The following is a 24390-nucleotide window of genomic DNA, read 5'->3' as shown; positions in this document are numbered from 1 at the left end:
GTTGTCGGCACCACAACTGTACAGTTTGCTTGTGATCGACTTCCAACCCGTCCGCGGCCGCGGGGCCGCGCCCACCCTCGTCGAACAGCTGGTCGCGGCGATCCTGCGCGCCGTGGAGGCACAGACCCTGCGTCCGGGTATGTCCCTACCCTCGGTCCGGGAGTTCGCGCGCCAGTACGGCGTCAGCACCTTCACCGTGGCCAGCGCCTACAGCCGGCTGGTGTCGCAGGGCTGGCTGGCCGCGCGGCCCGGCGCGGGCTACCGGGTGGCATCGCCCGACGCGCCCACGCGCCGCGCCGAACCGCTCTCCTGGGAGCCGCCGCGCCTGAACGCGGGGTGGCTGCTGTCGGACATCTTTGCCGACCACTCCATCCCCATCAAATCGGGGTGCGGGTGGCTGCCCGGCGAATGGCTGAACGAAGAAGGCCTGCACGTGGCGCTGCGCCACATGGGGCGCGTGCCCGCGATGCGGATCGCCAATTACGGGCATCCCTATGGCTACGCGCCGCTGCGCGAGACCATCGCGGCCAGCCTGAGCGCGCAGGGCATGGAAGTCGAGGCGTCGCAGGTGCTGCTGACGCAGGGTGTGACCCATGGGCTGGACACGGTGATCCGCACGCTGCTGCGGCCGGGCGACACGGTGATCGTCGAGCAGCCGGCCTACGCCAATCTCTTGCAGATGCTGCGCCTGGCCGGCCTGCGCGTCATCGCGGTGCCCAGGACGGCCGACGGCCTGGACTGCGACGCCCTTGAGCAGGTGGCGGCGCAGCACCGGCCGCGCGCGCTCTTCATCAACACCGCGCTGCAGAATCCGTCGGGCGCCAGCATCACGATGGCCAATGCGTTCCGCATCCTGCAAGCGGCCGAGCGGCACGGGCTGTGGGTGGTGGAAGACGACATCTCGCGCGAGCTGGCGCCGGGTGTCACGCCCATGCTGGCGGCGCTGGATGGCGCGCGCAGGGTCGTGTACCTGGGCGGCTACTCAAAGGTCATCAGTCCGTCGGTGCGCGTGGGCTATGTGGTGGCGCACCGCGATCTGGTGCGCGACATCGCCCGCACCAAGATGGCGGTGGGCCTGACTACGCCCGAGATCATGGAGCGCATCGTGCACCAGGTCATCCGGGAGGGCCGCTACCGCGCGCATATCGCGCGTACCCGCGAGCGGCTGGCCGAGGCGCATACGGAAGTGGCCGAGCAGATGCGTCAGCACGGCTTTGAAATCCATGGCAGGCCGCAGGGCGGCCTGTTCCTGTGGGCAAAGGTGGCGGGGCAGTGGCGCGAACGCGGCGCAAACGGCCTGGCGGAACTGGCGCTCAAGGACGGCATCTGGCTGGCGCCCGGCTCCTACTTCGAAGCGGACGAGGCCGACACCGCGTGGGTGCGCTTTAACGTGGCGTATTCGGCAGCGCCCGCGCTGTGGCGCTTCATGCGCAATGCGGGCGCGGCCTAGGGGGGAAGTCTTCAGGCGCGTTCGTACGTGACGAAGTCGTAGTCGTAGCCGTTTTCGGCGGGCTGCGGTTCGCGCGCGGTTTCCTTCCATTGGAACGCGGGCAGCAGCGGGAAGAACGCATCGCCCTCGACGTCGGCATGGACTTCGGTGGCCAGAACGCGCCTGGCCAGCGGCAGGGCCTGCGCGTAGATCTGCGCGCCGCCGATCACGAAGGCTTCGTCGATGTCGCCGCACGCGGCCACCGCCGCCTCAAGCGTGGGCGCAAGGATGGCGCCGGCGGCGCTGAAATCGGGATTGCGGCTGATGACGATGTTGCTGCGGCCGGGCAGGGGACGGCCCAGCGAGTCCCACGTCTTGCGGCCCATGATGATCGGATGGCCCAGCGTGCTGCGCTTGAAATGCGCCAGGTCGCCCGGCAGTTTCCAGGGCAGGGCGTTGTCGCGGCCGATGGCGCGGTTGGTGGAATAGGCGACGATCAGGGTAAGGCTGGCGGGCATGCGTGCTTTGAACGGGTAAGGATTTGGCCGGAAGAATGCCGTAAGCGTAGCAAATTGCGGCGTCCGCCCCGTCAGTTTTCCGCGTGTTCCAGGAACTCGGTGGCCGGCATGGGCTTGCCCAGCAGGAAGCCCTGCAGCGAGTCGCAGCCCAGCCCGGTCAGGAATTTCTGCTGCGCGGCGGTCTCGACGCCTTCGGCCACGATGCGCAGGTTCAGCTGCTGCGCCAGCGCGATGATGGCGGACACGACGGCCGCATCTTCGTTGTCGTTGTCCAGCTGGTTCACGAAGCCCCGATCGATCTTCAGCTCGGTCGCCGGCAACCGCTTCAGGTAGAGCAGGCTGGAGTAACCCGTGCCGAAGTCGTCGATGGAGATCGTGACGCCCAGTTCGGACAGGCGCTTGAGCACCGTCAGGCTTGTCTCGGCGTCGCGCATGGCGGTCGATTCGGTCACTTCGATGGTCAGGCAGGCAGGCGGCACGCCATGGCGCGCCAGCGCCGACCGCACCGTTTCCACCAGGCTCGAATGCGAGAACTGCAGCGCCGAGATGTTCACGGCGATGGTCCAGTGCCCCTGGCCGGCATCGATCCACTCGCGCATCTGGCGGCAGGCCTCGTTGATGACCCATTCGCCGATGGAGAGGATGAGGCCGGTCTTTTCCGCCGTCGGGATGAACTGGTCCGGGCCCACCAGACCGCGCGTGGGATGGTTCCAGCGCAGCAGCGCCTCGGCGCCCATGATCGGGCCGGCCGGCGCCTCGTACTTGGGCTGGTAGTGCAGGACGAACTGGCCGCGCTCCTGCGCCAGGCGCAGGTCGTGCAGCAGCTCGATCTGCTCGTGCGCGTCCGCGTTCATGGACGGCTCGAAGAAGCTGTAGCCGGTGCCGCCCAGCCGCTTGGCGTGGTACATCGCCGCGTCGGCATTGGTCAGCAAGGAGTGGGTGTCTTCGCCATCGTTCGGGAAGACCGCGATGCCCACGCTAGAGGTCACCAGCACGTCGTGGCCGTACACCGTGACCGGACGGCCGATGGCCTCGATCAGCCGGTCCGCCACGTTGGCCGCGTCGGTCGGTTCAATGACTTCGCTCAGCACGATGAACTCGTCGCCGCCCAGCCGGGCGACGGTGTCCTGTGTGCGCAGCGCCTGGCGGATGCGCTGCGCCAGATCGATCAGCAGCGCGTCGCCGGTATGGTGGCCGTAGGCGTCGTTGACGGCCTTGAAACCGTCCAAGTCGAAGAACAGCACCGCGAAATGGCCGCGGCGGCGGGTCGCGCTTTCGATGGCCTGTTCCATCCGGTCTTCGAGCAGGATGCGGTTGGGCAGTTTGGTCAGGGTGTCGTGCAGCGCCAGTTGCACCAGTTCTTCGTTGGCTTCGGCCAGGGACGAGGCCAGGGCGGACGTGCGCGCCTCGAGCCGGTTGTCCAGCACCGCCACGACCAGGGCGATGGCCAGCACGCTCAGCGTGACCGCGGTCACGGCGATGGCCAGCCAGCCGGCCGAGATGCCGGCGTCGGCGGCCATGCAGATGCTGCCGGCCGGGAACCCCGCGGCTTCCATGCCCGTGTAGTGCATGCCGACGATCGCCAGCCCCATGACACCCGCGGCCGCCGGGCGCGACAGCGCCACGCGCGGTCCGTCCTGCCGCAGCCGGTACGTGATCCACAAGGCCGCGCCCGATGCGGCGACGGCAATCACCACGGACAGCGCGAACCACATCGGGTCGTAATCGATGCCCGGCGACATGCGCATGGCGGCCATGCCGACGTAATGCATCGCCGCGATGCCCGAGCCCATCAGCAGTGCGCCCGCCGCCAGCCTGCGCCACGGCAGTTCGTCCTTGCAGACCATCCATAGCGCGAAGGCCGAGCACGCGACCGCGATGGCGAGCGACAGCACGGTCAGCGGCAGGTCGTATCCCATCGGGATGGGCAGGCTGAAGGCCAGCATGCCCACAAAGTGCATGGACCAGATCCCGATGCCCATCGCGAACGCGCCACCCGCCAGCCAGAACTTCGCGGCAGGCAGGCCGCTCGATGCCTTCACGCGGTTGGCCATGCCCAGCGCCGTATACGACGCCAGGATGGCGACCCCTAAGGATACGAGGACGAGCGAAGGGTTATAAGTTCCAACGAGCATTTGTGGGGTCCTGTCCTAAGCGCATGCGGCGGCGGCGCGGGGCACGATTTTCAATTCAATTGGTAGTCAACAGTTGCATTACGGTCGCAAGGAGGATCCTGCTCTCGTCGCTGGCGATTCTCACACTCTCTTTATAGGGATGGGGGATTGGGCGGGGCAACGCCAGCGGTCGGCGCGGTTCGGGCGTTCGGCATGGCGCGCCGCGAGGGCCGGTCGATAGCGACGGGGCGCGCGGCATGCTGGACGCGCGTCCGAGGCTAAGGGATGGGTTATACCGAAATCACGCTTCCAGAAGCTCACCAATCTTCACCTGCTGCGGGACGTGCAAGGAATGGGGCGCCGGACGGTCGTCCGGCGGGTTGCGGATCAGCCCTGAAAGGCGGGCGCCGGGCCAGGCCGGCGCTGGGGTCAGACGGCCATTGCGGCCGTGAGGGGCGCGTGGTGCGTGTAGCCCGACAATGAGAAATCGCCAGGTTCCACCTTCTCGAGCCACTCGGGCTCGTAGCGGCCGGTCACGGCGAAGTCGGGAATGCGGTCCGACAGCACGAGGCGGGGCGACTCATAAGGCGTTCGCGTCAGTTGCTCGCGCAGCATCGGCAGGTGGTTCTCGTAGATGTGCGCATCGCCGATGAAATAGGTGAACCAGCGCGGGGTATAGCCGGTCAGGCGGCCGACCAGGTGCAGCAGCGCCGCGCCCTCGGTCAGGTTGAACGGCGTGCCCAGGCCCACATCGTTGGAGCGGATGTACAGGCACAGCGAGATCTCGCGGGTCGTCGCGTTGGGCAGGAACTGATAGAGCAGGTGACAGGGGGGCAGCGCCATTTCCTCGATCTGCGCCCAGTTCCAGCCATGGAACAGGATCCGCCGGTCGCCCGGGCGTTCGTGGATGGTGTCCAGGCATTGCCGCAATTGGTCGACCGCCTTGTACAGCAGCACCTTCGGCTCGCCGTCCTGAACCAGGTCGGCCACCTTGGCGTAGCCGCGCGACAACGCGTCCTCGATCTGCGCGGGGCGGTTGGCATCCAGCATCTTGTAGGCTGGCCATTGGCGCCACTGCACGCCGTACACGGGCCCCAGGTCGTCCGGGCCTTCGCGATAGGGGTTCGCCAGCCACTGGGCGTTCTCGTTGGCATTCTGGTCCCAGACCTTGCAGCCCAAATCGCGGAATTCCGCCGCGCTGCGCGAGGCGCGCAGAAAACCCACCATTTCGCCGATGGCCGACTTGAACGCCAGCTTTTTGGTGGTGACGGCGGGAAAGCCCTGCTGCAGGTCAAAGCGCAGCGAGGCGCCCGGCATGCTGAGGGTGCGGATGCCGGTCCGGTTTTCCTGCCACGAGCCGGTATCGAGGATGGATTGAACGAGGTCCAGGTATTGTTTCATGGCGATCCTTGTGCCTGCTGTCCCGGTCCGGGAAGCAAGCGCGCCGCCACGAACGCGTCGCGGCGGCGCCTATATATAGTGAATGCCGAATTACACCACGGCCGCGCGAGGCGGCTCAGGCGGTGGCGGCGGCTTCCTGCGTGTCGACGATGTCGACGGAAAATGTCATGGCGGCCGTCTTTTCCAGCATGGCCGAGGCCGAGCAGTACTTTTCGTGGGAAAGCTGCACGGCGCGCTCGACGGCCGCGCGCGGCAGATTGCGGCCGGTAACGGTGAAGGCGAAGTGAATGCGGGTAAAGACCTTGGGGTCGGTGTCGGCGCGCTCGGCCTGCAGCTTGACGCTGCAACCGGTGACCGCGTGGCGGCCGCGCTTGAGGATCAGCACCACGTCGTAGGCGGTGCAGCCGCCCGTGCCCGCCAGCAGCATTTCCATGGGGCGGGGCGCCAGGTTGTGGCCGCCGCCGTCCACGGCGCCGTCCATCACGGCCACGTGGCCGCTACCCGTGCTGGCGGTAAAGAGCATGCCGCTTGGGCCGCCCCAGTCGATCGTGCATTCCATGTTGGTGAGTCCTTGAGCTTGAGCGCAGTCAATGGCTGATGATACCCGTTGCGTACAATCCCGGGCATGAGAACCCCGCCTCGCATCAGGGGTGCGGGGTGTCCGAATTGCCAGGAGATGCCATGTCCACCACGTTGTCCCAATCCGGTCCCGTTTCCCTGCGCCGACGCCACGGCCCCCTGGATGCCCTGCTGGCCGAGACCGACCGGGCGTTGCGTGTGCTGTCCGGCAATGCCAGCGCCGGCCGGGCCTATCCCGCCACCGCAGAGGAATCACCGCAAACCCTCTCGGCACAGGAAAAACGCCACGCCGCCGGGCTCATGCGGGTCAACCATGTCGGCGAGGTCTGCGCGCAGGCGCTCTACCGCGGCCAGGCGTCGGTCTGCAAAGAGCCCGCGCCGCGCGCGCTGCTGCTGAACGCCGCCGCCGAGGAAGTCGACCATCTGGTCTGGTGCAACGAGCGCCTGAACGAATTGGGCAGCCGGCCCAGCTTGCTCAATCCCGTCTGGTACGCAGGCTCGTTTGCCTTGGGCGTGATGGCCAGCGTGGCGGGCGTACCCCGCAATCTGGGCTTCATGGCCGAAACCGAAAAGCAGGTCGAGGCCCATCTGGACGAACACCTGCGCACCTTGCCGGTGCAAGATGAGCGCTCGCGCCAGATCGTCCAGAAGATGAAGGACGACGAGGCCCAGCACCGCGCCAGCGCCGAGCAGGCAGGGGGCGTTCCGCTGCCCGCGCCCGTGAAAATGGCCATGCGCGCCATGTCCAAGGTCATGACGACCACCGCCTACTGGATCTGAAACCGCGCCTGCAAAAAATGTTGCAATGCGCAAATTCCGCCGCCTGATGGTGCCTGGGGCACCATTTTGGTGCGGCGGCCAGGGTGGGATTACCCGCGATGATTCAGGGTTATTCCGCAAGGGGTAAACCCGTTTCGCAAAAACCCGGTTCTGGGCAAGGTCGTTGATTGGCGCGGCTTTGCGAGAGGGCTGCGAAAAATTTGCAGCAAAAAAGCAACGCGTCCCGGGCCGTCAAAAATAGATCAAAAAAAATCTTGCAACGCACAAAAAACGTAGGTACTATTCACACATCGGATGTTGAAACGCAGACGGCGCGGTGAAAACCCCGGAAGCGTAGCGAGCAGAAAGCCAGCTCCCAACATGCCACGGTTGTCTCCTCCACCCTCCTCCTTTGGTGGATTTAGCCCGAGATCTCACGATCTCGGGCTTTTTTTTGTCCCGAATCGTTGCGTCCCTATTTGTAAGCGATCGCGGCAATTCCCGCGCGTTGCCACGCCGCGCGGATGCTTTCAGGCCCCCGCGTTTTCCCTCGGATAATTCGCGTGCCCAGAGGCGGAACGCTCTACAATCTCCCACATGAAACCAGTACTGCCGGGCGCTCGCGCGCCAGCGCGTTCCAGTCACATGCGCGGCGGACGGATTGCCCGCCTGCGCGCGTTACGTTCTGTGCCGCGGAATTGCACTTCTTTATCCCTCCCATATATGGGCGTTACACCTGCCTCCGATAATGGCGGGCCTGTCTCGATAGACCAACCAGAGGTGATCCAGTGACCTGGCTGTACATATGCGTGGTCGCGTTCATGGTGGGGGGACTCATCGTGGCGTCCGAGCGCTGGCATGGCGCGTTTACCGGCGATAGCGACCTCAACAAGCCCCAAGCCAATCATTCCCGCGCGACGCCCCGCGTCGGCGGTCTGGCGGTGCTTGCCGGTACGCTGGCTGGCCTGCTGGTCCTCGGACCCAGCAACATGACCCTTACCTGGCTGTGGCCCGCGCTGTTCGTCGCGGCGTTGCCCGTTTTCGTGGCCGGCCTGCTTGAAGACATCACCAAGGACATCGGCGCCAGCAAGCGTTTGCTGGCCGCTTTTCTATCCGCGGCCATCGCGTGGTGGCTGCTGGGCGGCGTTAGCCGTGTCGGCATGGCCCCTGTGGATTACGTGCTTTCGTTCTGGCCTGTTTCGCTGCTGTTCACCATGTTCGCGGTGGGCGGCTGTACCCATGCCTTGAATATCGTGGACGGCATGAACGGCCTGGCCGGCATGGTCGCCACGCTGATGGCGGTGTCGATCAGCCTGGTTGCCCTGCAGGTCGGCGATGTGCCGATCTTCCTGGTGGCCGCGGCGCTGGCGTCGGCCACCCTGGGCTTTCTCGTGTGGAACTTCCCGTTTGGCCGGGTCTTCCTGGGCGATGGCGGCGCGTACTTCCTGGGCTTCATGCTGGCCGAACTGGCCGTGCTGCTGGTGGTGCGCAACCCGTCCGTGTCGCCGTTCTACGCGCTGGCGGTCCTGTTCTACCCCGTTTTCGAAACCGGTTTCTCGATCTGGCGCCGCCGCTTCAAGCGCGGCGTGCCGGTGGATCAGCCCGATGCGCTGCACTTGCACCAGCTCGTGTTCCGCCGGCTGGTCCGGGTCACCTTCAGCCGCGGCCGGCGCCACGCCGTCCCCGCGCTTTGCAATGCGCTGGCGTCCCCGTACATGTGGGTCCTGGCGCTGATCGGGCTGGTGCCAGCCACGATCTGGTGGGACAACGCCTGGGCCCTGAGCGCCAGCCTGGTTGTCTTTGCCAGCGTCTATATCTGGCTGTACGCGCGCCTGGTCTCCTGGCGCCGCCCGGGGTGGCTCTTGCTGCCGTCCGTGCTGCGAACCACCGATTAGTTTGAGTGCCCCGGCGATAGCCGCCGGGGGCTCGGTATCCATCACCAGACCATCTTTAAAATGCCGTAAACGTTCTACGGTGAAGGGAGAGTTATGTTGCGAATCCAGGATGTGAAACTCGCTGTCGTCGGCCTTGGCTACGTCGGTCTGCCCCTGGCCGTGGAATTCGGCAAGAAGCGCCCGGTCATTGGCTTTGACATCAACACGCGCCGCATCGACGCGCTGAAGGCGGGCCACGACCACACGCTGGAAGTCAGCGACGCCGAGCTGGCCGAGGCCAAGCAGCTGAGCTACACCGCCGATCGCGCCGAACTGGGCGAGGCCAACGTGTTCATCGTGACCGTGCCCACCCCCATCGACGAATACAAGCAGCCGGACCTGACCCCGCTGGTCAAGGCCAGCGAAACCATCGGCGCGGTGCTCAAGCGCGGCGACATCGTCATCTATGAATCCACCGTCTATCCCGGCGCCACCGAGGAAGACTGCGTGCCGGTGCTGGAGCGCGTGTCGGGCCTGAAGTTCAACGAGGACTTCTTCGCCGGCTACAGCCCCGAGCGCATCAACCCGGGCGACAAGGAACACCGCGTCAGCACGATCAAGAAGGTCACCTCGGGCTCGACCCCGGAAGTCGCCGACCTGGTCGACAAGCTCTACAAGGAAATCATCACCGCCGGCACGCACAAGGCGTCCAGCATCCGCGTGGCCGAGGCTGCCAAGGTGATCGAGAACACCCAGCGCGACGTGAACATCGCGCTCATCAACGAACTGGCCCTGATCTTCAACAAGATGGGCATCGACACCGAAGCCGTGCTGCAGGCCGCCGGCACCAAGTGGAACTTCCTGCCGTTCCGTCCGGGCCTGGTGGGCGGCCACTGCATTGGCGTGGACCCGTACTACCTGACGCACAAGGCGCAGTCCATCGGCTACCACCCCGAGATCATCCTGGCGGGCCGCCGCCTGAACGACTCCATGGGCAGCTACGTGGTGTCGCAGCTGGTCAAGTGCATGACCAAGCGCCGCATTCACGTGCAGGGCGCCCGCGTGCTGGTGATGGGCCTGGCCTTCAAGGAAAACTGCCCCGACCTGCGCAACACGCGCATTGTGGACATCGTCCGTGAACTGGGCGACTACAACGTCGACGTGGACATCTACGATCCGTGGGTGGACGCCGACGAAGCCATGCACGAATACGGCCTGACCCCGGTGGCCAAGCCCGAGGAAGGCAAGTACGACGCCGTGATCCTCGCCGTGGCGCACAACCAGTTCAAGGACATGGGCGCCGAAGGCATCCGCAAGCTCGGCAAGCCGCAACACATCCTCTACGACCTGAAGTACGTGCTGTCGCCCGCTGAATCCGACCTGCGTCTGTAAAGGATTTCGCCATGACCACACGATTCGAGACTGTCACCCAGGAACTGTCCGCCGCGCCGCGCAAGTGGCTGGTGACCGGCTGCGCCGGCTTCATCGGCTCGAACCTGCTGGAAACCTTGCTCAAGCTTGACCAGACCGTGACCGGCCTGGACAACTTCGCGACCGGCCACCAGCGCAACCTGGACGAAGTCCAGGCTTCGGTTTCGCCGCAGCAGTGGGCGCGCTTCACCTTCATCGAAGGCGACATCCGTGACTTGGACGCTTGCCGCCGCGCGGCCGAAGGCGTGGACTACGTGCTGCACCAGGCCGCGCTGGGCTCGGTGCCGCGCTCGCTCAATGACCCCATCACGACCAACGAAGTCAACATCGGCGGTTTCCTGAACATGCTGGTCGCGGCTCGCGACGCCAAGGTGAAGTCGTTCGTCTATGCGGCGTCCAGCTCCACTTACGGCGACCATCCGGCGCTGCCCAAGGTCGAGGAAAATATCGGCAAGCCGCTGTCGCCGTACGCCGTGACCAAGTACGTCAACGAGCTCTATGCCGACGTCTTCGCGCGCTCCTACGGCTTCGAGACGGTGGGTCTGCGTTACTTCAACGTGTTCGGCAAGCGCCAGGACCCGGACGGCGCCTACGCCGCCGTGATCCCGAAGTGGACCGCCGCGATGATCCAGGGCAAGGACGTCACCATCAATGGCGACGGCGAGACCAGCCGCGACTTCTGCTTTGTGGAAAACGCGGTGCAGGCCAATATCCTGGGCGCGCTGGCCGCACCCGAGGCCCGCAACCAGGTCTACAACGTGGCCGTCAGCGGCCGCAGCACCTTGAACCAGCTGTTCAGCTTCCTGGTGCAGGCCCTGGGCAATCAGGGCGTGAACTACACCAAGCAGCCGGTCTACGCTGACTTCCGCGCGGGCGATGTGCGCCACTCGCAGGCCGACATCGGCAAGGCCGGCCGCCTGCTGGGCTATGCGCCCACGCATACGGTGCTGCAAGGCCTGGAAGTCGCCATGCCCTGGTACACGCAGTTCCTGCGTTGAAAGCACTCGTCCGAAAACTCGGCAACATCCACCCGGATCATCAGCGCATCTTCAAAGGCGCGTTCCGGGTGGCGGTGTTTCTGCTGCTGGGCAAGGCTGCCGGCGCCATCAAGGAGATGGCGGTGGCGTACCGCTACGGCGTCAGCGACGCCGTAGACGCCTACCAGTTCACGATGACCATGGGCACCTGGCTGCCCGTCACGATCGTGGGCGTGCTGTCGGTGGTGCTGATCCCGGTGCTGGTGCGCCTGGCGCGCACCGGCGGGGCCGAGAAAGAACTCTTCATTCGCGAACTTCAGGGCTGGGTCGCCGCCGCCGGCGTCGCACTGGCCCTCTTGACGTGGTTCGCCTGGCCGTATGTGGTGGATTGGCTGGGGCAGGGCCTGTCGGCGCAAGTGCGCGCCATGACGGGCGACCTGCTGATCGCTTTTGCCCCCGTGGCGGCGTTGCTGCTGATCGCCGGCATCAGCGCCGCGCGGCTGCGCGCGCAGGAACGCCACGTCAACACGCTGCTGGACAGTGTGCCCGCCGTGGCAACGCTGGCCTGGGTCATGCTGGCCGCCAGCGCCGAGAGCGTGGGACCGCTGCTGTGGGGCACGCTGGTCGGATACGCCATCCAGACCGTCTGGCTGGCCTGGCTGGCCGCGCGCGCCGACGGCGGCTTCTGGGGCGCGCCGTCACTGACACTGAAGTCGCCGCATTGGCCTGAACTGATGGGCGCGGCCGGCGTGATGCTGATCGGCCAGGTCGCCATGAGCTTTGTGGGTCCGCTGGACCAGTACGCGGCCGCCAACCTGGGCGCCAATGCCAACGCCACGCTCGGCTATGCCAGCCGGCTGCTGTCCCTGTTGCTGGGCATCGGGGCCGTGTCCGTGGGCCGCGCCGCGCTTCCCGTGCTGGCCGACGTGCAGGCGCGCGGCGACACGGCCCGCGCGCGCAGCATGGCGCTCAAATGGTCGTTGCTGATGGTGGGCGCCGGCGCCGGCGCCGTGGCGCTGGGCTGGGTTTTGGCGCCCTGGGGCGTGTCGGTGCTGTTCCAGCGCGGCGCCTTTACCGCCGAAAACACCGAAGCCGTCGCGCACGTGCTGCGCTGGGGCTTGCTGCAGCTGCCGTTCTACTTCGGAGTGCTGATCCTGGTGCAACTCCTGGCCAGCCAGAACCGCTACCGCATCATGGCCGCCATCGCGGTCGCCAATTTTGCGCTGAAGGCCGTGCTGAACACCGTGCTCGCGCCCCGCATGGGCGCGGCCGGCATCATGCTGGCCACCAGCCTCATGTATGTGCTGTCCTTCGCCTGCTACCTGGCCGTGGCGATGCGCAAGGCCGAACCCAAGGAGGCCGATTGAATGTCCGTAGCCGACCCCGCCCGTCCGGCGCGCGTGTTGCTGTTCATCCATTCCCTGCACGGCGGAGGCGCTGAGCGCGTCGCCGCCGACCTGAGCGCCCATTGGGCGTCCGAGGGCAGCGAGGTCATGGTGGTCACGCAGGCCAGCGCCGACGGCGATGTCTATGCGCTGCATCCCAAGGTGCGCCGCGAGGTCCTGCACACGGCGGGCGAGGGCGGCGGCCTGCGCGGCATTCTCAGCAACCTGCAGCGCGTGCGCGCGCTGCGCCGCGTGATCAAGTCGTTCCGGCCCGACATCGTGCTGGGCATGATGACCACGGCGTCGGTGCTGGCCGTGCTGGCTTCCGCGGGGCTGAACTGCCAGGTCATTGCAACCGAACACACCCATCCGCCGTCCCAGACGTTGTCGGGCTTCTGGCAGCGGCTGCGCCGGCTGACCTATCCGCGCGCCGCGCGCGTGGTCGCGCTGACCCGCGGCACCGCGCAGTGGCTGGAACAGCATGTGCCGGGCTCGCGGCTGGCAGTCATTCCCAACCCGGTACACTTCCCGCTGCCGCGCGCCGAACCTCTGTTGCAGCCGGCTCCCCGGGATGGCCGCAAGCGGCTCCTGGCGGTCGGGCGGCTGCACGGCGACAAGGGTTTCGACCTGCTGATCCAGGCGTTCGCGCAGCTGGCGCCGTCGCATCCCGGCTGGGATCTGGTTATTCTGGGCGAGGGCAGCGAGCGCCAGGCGTTGGAAGCGCAGGTGCGCGAGGCCGGGCTCGAATCGCGCATCTCGATGCCGGGACGTGCCGGCAATGTCGGCGACTGGTACGACAGCGCCGATCTTTACGTCCTGACCTCGCGCTTCGAAGGGCTGTCAAACACGTTGCTCGAGTCCATGGCAAGCGGTCTGGCGGCGGTCTCGTTCGATTGCGACACGGGTCCGCGCGAGATCATCCGCCACGGCATCGATGGCGTGCTGGTGCGGCCCAACGGCGACGTGCCCGCGCTGTGCGAGGCGCTTGGCGTGGTCATGGGCGATGACAACGGCCGCGCGCGCCTGGCGCAGGCGGCAACCGACGTGCGCGACCGATTCTCGGCCGTGCGCGTGCTGCGGAAATGGCAGGAACTTTTTGACGGCGTGCGGGCGAAGGGCCGCTAGGGCCCCGCGCGCGCCGTTGCTACGGTGACCACGAGAATCTCATCATGTGTGGAATAGTCGGAATTTGGGGCCCCCTGGGGAACAAGGATCAGGTGCTGGCGGACAGCTGCCGGCGCATCCGCCACCGTGGGCCCGACAGCAATGGGTTCTGGGAAGATACTGACGCCGGCGTCGCGCTGGCGCACGTGCGCCTGGCGATCCTGGACCTGACCGAAGCCGGCCATCAGCCGATGACGTCCGCGTGCGGGCGCTACGTGATGGTGTTCAACGGCGAGGTCTACAACCATCTGGACATCCGCAAGCAGCTCGAGGACTCGGCGCGGGCGCCGGCCTGGCGCGGCCATTCGGACACCGAGACCCTGCTCGCGGGCTTTTCCGCGCTGGGCATCGAAGCCACGTTGCAGGCCGCGGTCGGCATGTTCGCCATCGCGCTGTGGGACAAGGCCGCGCGCAAGCTCGTGCTGGCGCGCGATCGCATGGGCGAAAAGCCGCTCTACTACGGTTACTCCAATGCCGAACTGGTGTTCGCCTCGGAGCTCAAGGGCTTGATGCCGATTCCGGGGTTCGGGCGCAACCTGAACCGCAACGCGCTTGCATCGTTCATGCGGCACAACTACATCCCCGCGCCGCAGTCGATCTACGAAGGCATCGCCAAGCTGCCGCCCGGCACGTGGGTCGAGTTCTCGGCGGACGACACCCGCAGCCGCCGCATGCCGGAGCCGCGCGTGTACTGGTCGGCGCGCGAGGCCGCGGACACGGCCGCGCAGCACCGCCTGTCGTTCGATTCGGACGCGCAAGCCACCGACGCGCTGGAACGCGTGCTGTCCAAGGCCGTGGGCGGACAGATGCTGTCCGACGTGAGCCTGGGCGCCTTCCTGTCCGGCGGCATCGATTCGTCCACCATCGTGGCGTTGATGCAGGCGCAGAGCTCGCAACCGGTGCGCACCTTTGCCATCGGCTTTCACGAGAAGGGCTACGACGAGGCGCAGCACGCGAAGGCCGTGGCCACGCACCTGGGCACCGATCACACCGAACTCTACGTCACCGCGGACGACGCGTTGGCGGTCGTGCCCACGCTGGCCGACATGTATGACGAACCCTTTGCCGACTCGTCGCAGATCCCCACGTCGCTCGTCACGCGCATGGCGCGCCAGCACGTCACGGTAGCCTTGTCCGGCGACGGCGGCGACGAACTCTTCGGTGGCTATTCGCGTTACTTCCGGGTGGACAACTGGTGGCGCCAGTTCGAACGCGTGCCCGGCCTGCTGCGCAAGCCGGCCGGCGCGATGCTCAGCGCCTCCACCCATCTGCCCGGCCGCGGCGCCTGGCGCGGCAAGGTCGGCAAGCTGGGCGAGCTCCTGCGCGCGGACACGCAAGGCGAGTTCTACCGCCTGTTCGTGTCGTATTGGTCAGACCCCGCCCGTGTGGTCAAGGGCGGCGTCGAGCCCGAGTCGGTGTTCGAACGCGCCATGCAGGGGTCGTTCTTCGAATCGATGATGAAGCTGGACACGGTGACCTACCTGCCCGACGACATCCTGGTCAAGGTGGACCGCGCGGCGATGGCCGTCAGCCTGGAAACCCGCGTGCCCCTCATCGACCACCGCGTTTATGAATTCGCCTGGAGCCTGCCGCACCAATACAAGGTGCGCGGCAACACGGGCAAGTGGCTGTTGCGGCAGGTCCTGCACCGCCACGTGCCGCAGGCGCTGGTCGACCGCCCCAAGCGCGGCTTTGCCGTGCCGCTGGCCGCGTGGTTGCGCGGTCCCTTGCGGGAATGGGCCGACGCGCTGCTGAATCCGTCGCGCCTGCGGCAGGAAGGCTGGTTCGAACCCGAGCCCATCCTGCGCAAATGGCGCGAGCACTCGTCGGGGCATCGCAATTGGGACAGCCATCTGTGGGGCGTGCTGATGATGCAGGCCTGGCTGGACCGCTACCGGGCAGGGATGGATCAAGGGGGACCGATTGAGGACCGTTGAGGAATGAAAATACTGATGCTGGTCAGCTCCATGCACGCCGGCGGCGCGGAACGCGTCGCGGCGACCCTGGTCAACGCATGGTCCGAGCGCGGAGACACCGTCATCCTGACGCCCACCTACTCATCCAAGGGCACCTGCTTTTATCCCCTGTCGGACAAGGTCCAGCTGGCGTGGCTGGCGGATCTGGCCGGCACCCGTGCGACGGGCGCGATGGCGGCGTTCAAGCGATTGCTGGTCCTGCGCAAGCACATCCGCGATTCCCGGCCCGACGTGGTCGTGTCCTTTCTCACCAACGTCAACGTGGCCGCCATCCTGGCCACGCGCGGCCTGAATGTGCCGCTCATCGTCTGCGAGCGCACCAATCCGATCGCCGATACCACCACGGGCTCTGTCTGGCGCAAGCTGCGCCGCGTGCTGTATCCGCGCGCCGACATGGTGACCGTGCAGGCGGAAGACACCGCGGGTCCTTTCGCGCGTCAGGTGCCCGGCATCCGGCGTCTGGCCGTCATTCCCAATCCGCTGCCCGCGCCGCTGCTGGATGCGCCGCTGGTGCAGCAGCGCCAGGACGCCGGCCCGCGCGAGCTGATCGCGATGGGACGGCTGGTGCCCGACAAGCAATTCAATCTGCTGATCGACATCTTCGCGCAGCTTGCGCCGGAGTTTCCGGACTGGAACCTGCGCATCTGGGGCGAAGGCCCCGAGCGCGGCGCGCTTGAACAACAGGTGGCGCGCCTGCGCCTGCAGTCGCGCGTCAGCCTGCCCGGCCGCACGGAAGCGCCATGGGAAGAACTGGCGCGCGGTCAGGCCTTCGTGCTCAGTTCGCTCGTCGAGGGCTTTCCCAATGTGTTGCTGGAAGCCATGTCGCTGGGGCTGCCGTGCGCGGCGTTCGATTGTCCCAGCGGTCCGCGCGAGATGACGCGCGACGGCCAGGATGCGCTGCTGGTGCCGGCGGGCGACCGGGTCGCAATGACCGATGCCTTGCATCGTTTGATGAGCGATGCGTCCCTGCGCGAGCAACTGGGCGCGCGCGCCGCCTCGGCCGTGCGCCAGCGCTACGCGCTTGCCAGCGTGCTGACCGAATGGGATGAACTGTTCGAAGCGGTGCGGGAGGGGCGATGAGCACCCGGCCGCTGCGCATTCTGCATGTCATCACCGGGCTGGGGCAGGGGGGCGCGGAATCCGTGCTGTTCCGCCTCGCGACCTGGCCGCAGGCGGACGTCGAGCACACGGTCGTCTCGCTGACCGATGAAGGCCTGTATGGCGAACGCCTGCGCGCGGCGGGCGTCGCGGTGCACACGCTGGGCATGAAACGCGGGCGCGTCAGCCTGGGTGGTTTTCTGGCGCTTCGCCGTCTGATCGCCTCGACCCGTCCGGACGCCGTGCAGACCTGGATGTACCACGCCGACCTGATCGGCGGCCTGGCCGCCCGCCTGGCGGGCGTGCGCGCCATCGCCTGGGGCATCCGCAATTCCGGGGCACACCTTGAACGCAGCAGCCGCTCGGCGCGGCTGGTGCTGCGCGCATGCGCCATGCTGTCGGGCAGCGTGCCGCGCGCCATCGTGTGCGCCGCGCAAAATGCCGCGCAGCGCCACGCTGAAAAAGGCTACCGCCGCGACCGCATGGTCGTGATCGCCAACGGCTACGACCTGTCGCGCTACGCGCCGGATCCGCAGGCGCGCTCGCGCGTACGCGCCGCATGGGGACTATCCGAGGACGTGCCCGTGATCGGCTGCGTGGCGCGCTGGGATCCGCTCAAGGACCACGCCAACCTGCTGCGCGCCGTGGCTGCGCTGGTGCGCGATGGCCGCGACGCGGGGCTGCGCTGCGTGCTGATCGGCCGCGACATGACCGAAGGCAACGCGCAGCTTGGCGCCTTGCTCGACAAACTGGATCTGCGCGACCGCGTGGTGCTCAATGGCCCCAGCGACGACGTGCCCGCCGTCATGAACGGACTGGACCTGCACGTGCTGTCCAGCTGCGCCGAAGGCTTTCCCAACGTGGTGGCCGAGGCCATGGCGTGCGGCGTGTACTGCGTGGTGACGGACGTGGGCGACGCCGCCTACATCGTCGGCGATACCGGCGTGGTGGTGCCGCCCGAGCAGGCCGAGGCCCTGGCCCGCGGCATCGAGTCCGCGCTGTGCGACGTGGCCGCGCGAGGCCGCGAGCGCGCGGGCGAAGCGGGACGCGCGCGCGTCCTGGAACATTTCGATCTTGCACGCATGGTGCAAAGCTATATCGCCGTCTGGCGCCGCATTTCTGGAGTCCAAGCATGAGCGCCGGACGCTGCCTGCTGTTTGTCGTCAACAACCCGGCGTTCTTCATGTCGCACCGCGTGCCGGTCGCGTTGGCCGCGCAGAAGGCGGGCTACGACGTCCACGTCGCGACGATGGATGGCCCCGCCGTGGCCGACATCCAGGCGCTGGGCATGACCCATCACGCCATTCCCATGACGCGCAGCGGCAAGCGCCCGCTGCAGGAACTGGGCACGTTGCTGGCGCTGGTCCGCCTGTTCCGCCGGCTGCGGCCCGACGTGGTGCACCTGGTCACCATCAAGCCCGTGCTGTATGGCGGCATCGCCGCGCGGCTGGCGCGTGTGCCGGGCATGGTGGCGGCGATTTCCGGATTGGGATTCGTGTTTCTGTCCAATTCGCTGAAGATGCGCCTGGTGCGTGCGGTGGTGGCGCGCCTGTATCGCATCGCGCTGGGCCATCCGAACAGCCGGGTGATCTTCCAGAACGCCAACGACCGCGACCTGCTCAAGTCGCTGGGCGCGGTACGCGATGAGCAGGTGGTCATCATCCGCGGCGCGGGGGTGGACCTTGACGCCTTCCGTCCCACGCCCGAGCCGCCTGCGCCGCCCGTGGTCGTCACGATGGTGGCGCGCCTGCTGCGCGACAAGGGCGTGCAGGAGTTCGTGCAGGCGGCAAGGCTGCTGCGCGAACGTGGCGTGCCGGTGACGATGCAACTGGTGGGCGGCCTGGACGCCGGCAACCCGGCTTCCGCCACGCAGGCCGATGTCGACGCGTGGCAGCAGGATGGCTGCGTGCAGGCGCTGGGCGAGCGATCGGATGTGGCGGCGCTGTATGCGGCCGCGCACATCGCGGTGCTGCCGTCCTACCGCGAAGGCCTGCCGAAATCGTTGATCGAGGCCGCCGCCTGCGGGCGCGCGGTCGTGACGACCGACGTGCCGGGCTGCCGGGACGCGATCGAGCCCAACGTCACCGGCCTCCTGGTGCCGGTGCGCGACGCCGCCGCCCTGTCCGACGCCATTGCCCGCCTGGCCGAGGACGCGGCATTGCGCCAGGCGATGGGCGCGGCGGGCAGGGCGCTCGCCGAGCGCGAGTTCGACATCAACCAGGTCGCGCGCATTCACGTCGCGCTGTACGACGCGCTTAGCGCCTGATCGCGTCGATCCAGAAGCGCGTGGACGGGTCCTGCTGGCTGGGCTGGGGCGCGTCCAGCTCGCGCATGATGTTCTTGGCTAACACCTTGCCAAACTCCACGCCCCACTGATCGAAGGGGTTGATGCCCCAGATCACGCCTTGCGTGAACACCTTGTGCTCGTACAAGGCCAGCAGCGCGCCCAGCGTATAGGCTTCCAGGCGCGGCAGCACGATCAGCGACGACGGCCGTCCGCCCGGGTGCACGCGGTGTTGCGCCAGCAGGCGCGCGCGTGCCGGATCGCGTTCCGTGGCGGAGGTTTCCGCCAGGGCTTCTTCAAAGGTCTTGCCGCGCAAAAGCGCCGAACGCTGCGCCAGGCAGTTGGCGACCAGCAGTTCGTGGTGCCGGGCGTACGCATGGTCCGGCTGTTCGCACAGGATGAAGTCCACCGGCGCGCCGGCCGCATCCTGATGCAGCCACTGGAAGAACGTGTGCTGGCAATCGGTGCCCGGCATCCCCCACACCGCGGGACCGGTCGGCACACCGGCGGGACTGCCGTCGGCCGTCGCGACCTTGCCCAGCGATTCCATTTCAAGCTGCTGGGCCCACGGCACGATGTGATGCAGCCGCGAATCGTAGGGCGCGATCACCAGCGAGTCATAGCCCAGCACGCTGCGGTTGGCCACGCCGGCCAGCGCCAGCTGCACGGGCGCGTTCTCGTCCGGCGGCGCGTTGCGGAAATGGTCGTCCATGGCCGCCGCGCCCGCCAGCAGCCGGTCGAAGGTATCGTTGCCGAACGCCAGCGCGACCGGCAGGCCGATGGCGGACCATAGCGAATAGCGCCCGCCGACCCAGTCCCAGATCTGGAAGATGTGGTCGGGCAGGATGCCCAGGTTGAGCGCCGCCTCGACGTTGCAGGTGATCGCCACGACCTGTTTGATCGGATCGGCGACGCCGGCTTCGCGCAGCCAGTTCATCGCGACCTCGGCGTTGGCCAGCGGCTCGGTGGTGGTGAACGACTTGGAGGCGACGATGACCAGCGTGTTGTGCGGATCCAGGTGGCTCATCGCTTCGGCAACCGAATGCGAGTCCACGTTGGACGCAAAGCGCACGTCGCGGCGCGCGCCCTCGTGGCGCAGCGCGCGGGTGACCAGCCGCGGTCCCCAATCGCTGCCGCCAATGCCCAGATGCAGCACGCCGCTGTAGCGGCCGGCCGCGTCGGCCGCGCGCACGAATTCGCGCAGGCGTTCGCGCTCGGCAAGCACCGCCTTGGCCACCATTGCGGGCGGCTCGGCCGCGCGCAAGGCGGTGTGCCAGGCGGCGCGTCCTTCCGTCCAATTGGCTTGGCCGCCATCGAACAGGCGCGCGCGCCAGGTATCGAAGTCCTGCTGCGCGAGCAGCGCCCGCGAGGCGGCCAGCAGTTCGGGCGATTGCGCCTGTGCGCTCAGGTCCAGGCGCAGCCCGGGCGCATTGATGACGCGCAGCTTCTGGCCATCCCGGGATGCCGTGCGTGTTGCGGCGGTGAACTGCTGCCACGCGGGGCTGTTGGCTAACGACATGAGCGGATCAGAATGGCAGAGTGGCGTTCGGGGCGAGTTTGCCCAGTTCGCGGCGGAAGTCGGCCTGGATGCGCGCGAGGGCCGCTTCGCTTTGCGCCTCGAACCGCAGCACGACGACCGGCGTGGTGTTGGACGGCCGTGCCAGACCGAAGCCGTCGGCGTACTCGGCACGCACGCCGTCGATCGTGATCACGCGCTTGGCGTCGGGAAACTGGCCTTGCTCCTGCAAGGACTTGACCAGCGTGAACGGCTGGCCTTCTTCCATTTCGAGCTTGAGTTCCGGCGTGGACACGTCTTGCGGCAGGGCTTCCAGCGGGGCGCAGGCGTCTGCTGCGCGCGACACGATTTCCAGCAGGCGGGCGCCGGTGTACAGACCGTCGTCAAACCCGTACCAGCGTTCCTTGAAGAAGATGTGGCCGCTCATTTCGCCGGCCAGCGGCGCGCCGGTTTCGGCCAGCTTGGCCTTGACCAGCGAATGGCCCGTCTTCCACATCAGCGCGGCGCCGCCAGCGGCTTCTACCGACAGGCCCACGTGGCGGCTGCACTTGACGTCATAGATGATGGTGGCGCCGGGATTGCGCTCGAGCACGTCGCGGGCAAAGAGGACGAGCTGGCGGTCGGGCCAGATGATCTGGCCGGATTTGGTGACCACGCCCAGGCGGTCGCCGTCGCCGTCGAAGGCCAGGCCAAGTTCGCAATCGGTCTCGGCGACGTGCTTGATCAGGTCCTGCAGGTTCTTGGGTTCGGCCGGATCGGGGTGATGGTTGGGAAAGTTGCCGTCCACGTCGCAGAACAGTTCGTCGACCTCGCAGCCCAGCGCGCGAAAGAGCTGCGGCGCCACTGCGCCGGCCACGCCGTTGCCGCAATCGATGGCGATCTTCATGGGACGCGCCAGTTTGACGCCCGAAGCCACGCGCGCGATGTAGGTCTGCGCCAGATCGAGCTGGCGGCGCGTGCCGGGTTCGGGGGCGGGGGCCAGGGCTTGCCCGTTCATGGTCTGCGCCAGCTGCTGGACGTCGTCGCCAAACAGCGCGCGGCCGCCCATCATCATCTTGAATCCGTTGTACTTGGGGGGATTGTGGCTGCCGGTAATGGCCACGCCCGATCCGGTCTGCATGATGTTCGCGGCAAAGTAGACGAGCGGCGTGGGCACCATGCCAATGTCCAGCGTATCGACGCCGCCTTCCAGCATCCCTTCCTGCAGGGCCAGCGACAGCATGTCGCTGCTGAGGCGGCCGTCGCGCCCGACCACCAGCGTCTGCACGCCCTGCTCGCGGGCGCGGGCAGCAAGCGCCACGCCGAGCGAACGGGCAAAGGTTGCGTCGATCAGGTCCGGCACGGTGCCGCGAATGTCATATGCCTTGAAAACAGAGGCCGGAAATTGTGTATTGTTGCCCACGACGGTTCCTTGTTGAGGGGGACAGCGCGGCGGCTGCCGGGTAATGGTAAACCCGTACATCCAAGCCGCTATGGCAGGGGTCAAAGTTGGATTATCCCCCATCGGCGCGGGGGGCTTCATCCTTCGGGCGGAGTAGGGCATTTACCCGGTGCGGCCTGCCCCGCCGTGGTGCGGCGCCCGGCGCGCCGCCGCCTGTTTGCGGTGCACGGCGGCGGGCGCAATGGCCCCGCTCCCGGGTTGCCGCGCATGGCACAAAAGTTGCTCGTCATCCGAAGGTGATACGCTTGCCGGGCAAGCAGAAAGACCAGGAGGGGCCATGGGCGCCAAAGTATCCACAGTCATGTCATCGGGCGGCGCCACAAGCAGGCGGGGACCGCCCACGGACTTTGCCGGCCCGGCCGCGGGCCGCGAGCGCCGGCTTGATATCCACGTGTCTGCCGCCGCGACAGGCGAATTGGCCACCGGCCGTGCCTGGGAACGCAGCGTCTGGCGCGACGCGCGCGTCCTCATTGCGGAGTGCCCCGCGCCGCATCTGGCGGCCTCGATCGAAAGCGCGTTGCGCACGGTGGCCGCCAGCGTGGCGCGCGACCGCGGCTGGCAGGCCGCCGGCACCGTGTCGTTTTCGCTGGACGACCGCAGCGGCGTCTTCCGCGTCATCGACGCGCAGACGCAGGCCCGCGGGCACGACATGCCGCTTGCCGAACACGATCCCATTGCGCCGCACGTGCTGGAAGTGCGCATCGACGGCTGCGGCGACCGCCGCCTGCCGTGCACCCATTTGATGGTCTGCGGCGCCACCCGCGGCGAGGTCCTGCGCCGCGCCTATCGCGCCTTGTCCGAACTGCCCGGCCCAGCCGGCGTGGACCGCGCCTTCCTGATGGAGCGCATTGCCTCCCGCGCCTTCTGCTCGGGCATGACGGGCACCCGTCTGGATCAGGCGGTCGGTTGACTGGTCCGCCAAGCGGGGCTTCGGCGGGCGCCGTCCAGCCCCTACAATAGTCCGCACATCCGATGAACTGCGCCCGGCCCCAGCGGCCGGGCCGACTTCAAGTGCGGCATCCATGACATTGCTGAGCGATCTACAGGCCCTCCTGGGCGACTCCCACGTGCTGACGGGCGCGGACGCGGATTCCTATGTGCTGGATTGGCGCCGCCGCTATCGCGGCGCGGCGCTGGCGGTGATCCGCCCCGGCTCCACCGCCGACGTGGCGGCCGCCATCAAGCTGTGCGCCCAGCATGGCGTGCCGGTGGTGCCGCAAGGCGGCAACACGGGCCTGTGCGGCGGCGCGACGCCGGACGATTCCGGCGCCGCGATCGTCCTGTCCACCGCCCGGCTCACCGCCGTGCGCGCGCTGGACACCGACAACGACACCATCACCGTGGAGGCCGGGTGCATTCTGCAGGCCGTGCAAGAGGCCGCGGCGGCCGCGAACCGCCTGTTCCCGCTGAGCCTGGCGGCCGAGGGCAGCTGCACCATCGGCGGCAACCTGGCCACCAACGCCGGTGGCACGCAGGTGCTGCGCTATGGCAACACGCGCGACCTCACGCTGGGCCTGGAGGTCGTTACCGCCGAAGGTGAGATCTGGGATGGCCTGCGCGGCCTGCGCAAGGACAACACCGGCTACGACCTTCGCGACCTGTACATCGGCAGCGAAGGCACGCTGGGCATCATCACCGCCGCCACCCTCAAGCTGTACCCGCGCCCGGTCGCGTCCTGCACGGCGCTGCTGACGCTGGACAGCATCGATAACGCCGTGGAAGTGCTGTCGCGCGCCCGCGCGGGGTTCGGCGCCTCGCTGACCGGTTTCGAACTCATGAGCGGCGCCTGCCTGCAAGGCGTGGTGCGCCTCTTTCCGCAGCAGCGCCTGCCCTTCGAAGGCGAATCGGCGGCCTCGCCGTGGTTCGCGCTGCTGGAGCTGTCCGACAGCGAGAGCGAAACCCACGCCCGCGAGCGTTTCGAGGCCGTGCTGGGCGAGGCCATCGAGGCGGGCCTGGTGAACGACGCCGCCATCGCCGCGAACGTCTCGCAGAGCAAGGCGCTGTGGCACCTGCGCGAAAGCATCCCGCTGGCCGAAGCGGAGCTGGGCAAGTCGGTCAAGCATGATGTCTCCATTCCCATCTCGTCCATCGCCGGATTCGTGCACAAGACCAACGCCTTGCTGCAGGCGCGCTTTCCGGGCGTGCGCCATGTGATCTTCGGCCATCTGGGCGACGGCAACCTGCACTACAACGTGGCGCATGCGCCGGGCCAGAGCGAAGCCGAGCTGCTGGCGTTGCAGGGCGAGATCTACGGCGTGGTGCATGACAGCGTGCACGCGCACAAGGGTTCGATCAGCGCCGAACACGGCGTGGGCCAGCTCAAGCGTGACGAGCTGCCGCGCTACAAGAGTCCCGTGGAGCTTGCGCTGATGCGCCGGATCAAGCGCGCGCTGGATCCGCAGGGGCTCATGAACCCCGGCAAGGTGCTTTCCACGTAACGCGGC

19 protein-coding genes are annotated in these 24390 nt (G+C 67.5%); 13 read left to right on the top strand and 6 right to left on the bottom strand.

Translation table 11 applies throughout. The features are described 5' to 3' along the window. Nucleotides 1–31: 31 nt before the first annotated feature. Nucleotides 32–1450: a PLP-dependent aminotransferase family protein gene (locus tag LN047_RS24590; RefSeq protein ID WP_056325966.1), complete on the top strand. Its 1419-nt coding sequence runs from the start codon at nt 32–34 to the stop codon at nt 1448–1450. 11 nt (nt 1451–1461) lie between these two features. On the opposite strand, the gene LN047_RS24585 is transcribed toward LN047_RS24590, so the two are convergent. From LN047_RS24585 to LN047_RS24570, 4 genes are all read right to left on the bottom strand, one after another. Further along, a complete protein-coding gene (locus LN047_RS24585; RefSeq protein WP_280148061.1) occupies nt 1462–1947 on the bottom strand; it encodes a dihydrofolate reductase in 486 nt (161 codons plus the stop codon). Between the two features lie 71 nt (nt 1948–2018). Next, nucleotides 2019–4082 carry a putative bifunctional diguanylate cyclase/phosphodiesterase gene (locus LN047_RS24580; RefSeq protein ID WP_373980463.1) on the bottom strand — a complete coding sequence of 688 codons (2064 nt, stop codon included), beginning with the start codon at nt 4080–4082 and terminating at the stop codon, nt 2019–2021. Nucleotides 4083–4490: 408 nt separating this feature from the next. Next, complete coding sequence (locus LN047_RS24575) at nt 4491–5462, bottom strand: thymidylate synthase (protein ID WP_056325276.1); 972 nt, start codon at nt 5460–5462, stop codon at nt 4491–4493. A gap of 115 nt (nt 5463–5577) precedes the next feature. Further along, nucleotides 5578–6021 (bottom strand): OsmC family protein, encoded by a 444-nt coding sequence (locus LN047_RS24570; protein ID WP_056325280.1) that lies wholly within the window; start codon nt 6019–6021, stop codon nt 5578–5580. Nucleotides 6022–6143: 122 nt separating this feature from the next. On the opposite strand from LN047_RS24570, the gene coq7 reads away from it, so the two are divergent. The 10 genes from coq7 (at nt 6144) to LN047_RS24520 (ending at nt 18971) form a co-directional block, all read left to right on the top strand. Then, the gene (gene coq7 / locus LN047_RS24565; RefSeq protein WP_062839989.1) at nt 6144–6821 is read left to right on the top strand and encodes a 2-polyprenyl-3-methyl-6-methoxy-1,4-benzoquinone monooxygenase; all 678 of its coding nucleotides are present in this window, start codon (nt 6144–6146) and stop codon (nt 6819–6821) included. A gap of 767 nt (nt 6822–7588) precedes the next feature. Beyond that, nucleotides 7589–8695 carry a glycosyltransferase gene (locus tag LN047_RS24560; RefSeq protein WP_056325286.1) on the top strand — a complete coding sequence of 369 codons (1107 nt, stop codon included), beginning with the start codon at nt 7589–7591 and terminating at the stop codon, nt 8693–8695. Between the two features lie 93 nt (nt 8696–8788). Further along, nucleotides 8789–10066 (top strand): Vi polysaccharide biosynthesis UDP-N-acetylglucosamine C-6 dehydrogenase TviB, encoded by a 1278-nt coding sequence (gene tviB / locus LN047_RS24555; RefSeq protein ID WP_128828976.1) that lies wholly within the window; start codon nt 8789–8791, stop codon nt 10064–10066. 11 nt (nt 10067–10077) lie between these two features. Then, nucleotides 10078–11103, top strand: a complete 1026-nt coding sequence (locus LN047_RS24550; protein ID WP_062839990.1) for an SDR family oxidoreductase — start codon at nt 10078–10080, stop codon at nt 11101–11103. Beyond that, the gene (gene murJ, locus LN047_RS24545; protein ID WP_280148059.1) at nt 11100–12449 is read left to right on the top strand and encodes a murein biosynthesis integral membrane protein MurJ; all 1350 of its coding nucleotides are present in this window, start codon (nt 11100–11102) and stop codon (nt 12447–12449) included. Before LN047_RS24550 ends, murJ begins: the two co-directional genes overlap by 4 nt. Beyond that, nucleotides 12450–13592 carry a glycosyltransferase family 4 protein gene (locus tag LN047_RS24540; RefSeq protein WP_062839992.1) on the top strand — a complete coding sequence of 381 codons (1143 nt, stop codon included), beginning with the start codon at nt 12450–12452 and terminating at the stop codon, nt 13590–13592. A gap of 44 nt (nt 13593–13636) precedes the next feature. Then, the gene (gene asnB, locus LN047_RS24535; RefSeq protein ID WP_142053168.1) at nt 13637–15568 is read left to right on the top strand and encodes an asparagine synthase (glutamine-hydrolyzing); all 1932 of its coding nucleotides are present in this window, start codon (nt 13637–13639) and stop codon (nt 15566–15568) included. 3 nt (nt 15569–15571) lie between these two features. Continuing rightward, complete coding sequence (locus LN047_RS24530) at nt 15572–16687, top strand: glycosyltransferase family 4 protein (RefSeq protein WP_338616614.1); 1116 nt, start codon at nt 15572–15574, stop codon at nt 16685–16687. Continuing rightward, complete coding sequence (locus LN047_RS24525; protein WP_279989263.1) at nt 16684–17841, top strand: glycosyltransferase; 1158 nt, start codon at nt 16684–16686, stop codon at nt 17839–17841. Before LN047_RS24530 ends, LN047_RS24525 begins: the two co-directional genes overlap by 4 nt. Beyond that, entirely contained in the window at nt 17838–18971 is a 1134-nt protein-coding gene (locus LN047_RS24520) for a glycosyltransferase family 4 protein (protein ID WP_373980462.1), read from the top strand. Before LN047_RS24525 ends, LN047_RS24520 begins: the two co-directional genes overlap by 4 nt. Here the strand turns inward: LN047_RS24520 and pgi are convergent. Both pgi and LN047_RS24510 read right to left on the bottom strand, forming a co-directional pair. Beyond that, on the bottom strand, nt 18961–20508 hold the full coding sequence (gene pgi, locus LN047_RS24515) for a glucose-6-phosphate isomerase (RefSeq protein ID WP_056325309.1): 1548 nt from the start codon (nt 20506–20508) through the stop codon (nt 18961–18963). The genes LN047_RS24520 and pgi overlap by 11 nt on opposite strands. 7 nt (nt 20509–20515) lie before the next feature. Next, nucleotides 20516–21907, bottom strand: coding sequence for a phosphomannomutase/phosphoglucomutase (locus tag LN047_RS24510; protein ID WP_142053174.1), 1392 nt, complete (start codon nt 21905–21907; stop codon nt 20516–20518). 316 nt (nt 21908–22223) lie between these two features. On the opposite strand from LN047_RS24510, the gene LN047_RS24505 reads away from it, so the two are divergent. Both LN047_RS24505 and LN047_RS24500 read left to right on the top strand, forming a co-directional pair. After that, nucleotides 22224–22856 carry a BPTD_3102 family carboxylase-like protein gene (locus LN047_RS24505; protein WP_152382597.1) on the top strand — a complete coding sequence of 211 codons (633 nt, stop codon included), beginning with the start codon at nt 22224–22226 and terminating at the stop codon, nt 22854–22856. A 112-nt stretch (nt 22857–22968) separates the two neighbouring features. Beyond that, nucleotides 22969–24384, top strand: coding sequence for an FAD-binding oxidoreductase (locus tag LN047_RS24500; protein ID WP_373980461.1), 1416 nt, complete (start codon nt 22969–22971; stop codon nt 24382–24384). The last annotated feature ends 6 nt before the right edge of the window (nt 24385–24390 follow it).

Origin of the sequence: Achromobacter sp. JD417 (assembly GCF_041879325.1) — a bacterium.
GTDB classification, from domain to species: Bacteria; Pseudomonadota; Gammaproteobacteria; order Burkholderiales; family Burkholderiaceae_B; genus Achromobacter; species Achromobacter mucicolens.
Note: the sequence above shows the minus strand (reverse complement) of the source record. Positions and strands in the feature narration are given on the sequence as shown.

Coding starts and splice junctions, on each gene's coding strand:
- LN047_RS24585 (WP_280148061.1), bottom strand. CDS start 1,947: ATGCCCGCCAGCCTTACCCTGATCGTCGCCTATTCCACCAACCGCGCC.
- LN047_RS24580 (WP_373980463.1), bottom strand. CDS start 4,082: ATGCTCGTTGGAACTTATAACCCTTCGCTCGTCCTCGTATCCTTAGGG.
- LN047_RS24575 (WP_056325276.1), bottom strand. CDS start 5,462: ATGAAACAATACCTGGACCTCGTTCAATCCATCCTCGATACCGGCTCG.
- LN047_RS24570 (WP_056325280.1), bottom strand. CDS start 6,021: ATGGAATGCACGATCGACTGGGGCGGCCCAAGCGGCATGCTCTTTACC.
- coq7 (WP_062839989.1), top strand. CDS start 6,144: ATGTCCACCACGTTGTCCCAATCCGGTCCCGTTTCCCTGCGCCGACGC.
- tviB (WP_128828976.1), top strand. CDS start 8,789: ATGTTGCGAATCCAGGATGTGAAACTCGCTGTCGTCGGCCTTGGCTAC.
- LN047_RS24550 (WP_062839990.1), top strand. CDS start 10,078: ATGACCACACGATTCGAGACTGTCACCCAGGAACTGTCCGCCGCGCCG.
- LN047_RS24540 (WP_062839992.1), top strand. CDS start 12,450: ATGTCCGTAGCCGACCCCGCCCGTCCGGCGCGCGTGTTGCTGTTCATC.
- asnB (WP_142053168.1), top strand. CDS start 13,637: ATGTGTGGAATAGTCGGAATTTGGGGCCCCCTGGGGAACAAGGATCAG.
- LN047_RS24530 (WP_338616614.1), top strand. CDS start 15,572: ATGAAAATACTGATGCTGGTCAGCTCCATGCACGCCGGCGGCGCGGAA.
- LN047_RS24525 (WP_279989263.1), top strand. CDS start 16,684: ATGAGCACCCGGCCGCTGCGCATTCTGCATGTCATCACCGGGCTGGGG.
- LN047_RS24520 (WP_373980462.1), top strand. CDS start 17,838: ATGAGCGCCGGACGCTGCCTGCTGTTTGTCGTCAACAACCCGGCGTTC.
- pgi (WP_056325309.1), bottom strand. CDS start 20,508: ATGTCGTTAGCCAACAGCCCCGCGTGGCAGCAGTTCACCGCCGCAACA.
- LN047_RS24505 (WP_152382597.1), top strand. CDS start 22,224: ATGGGCGCCAAAGTATCCACAGTCATGTCATCGGGCGGCGCCACAAGC.
- LN047_RS24500 (WP_373980461.1), top strand. CDS start 22,969: ATGACATTGCTGAGCGATCTACAGGCCCTCCTGGGCGACTCCCACGTG.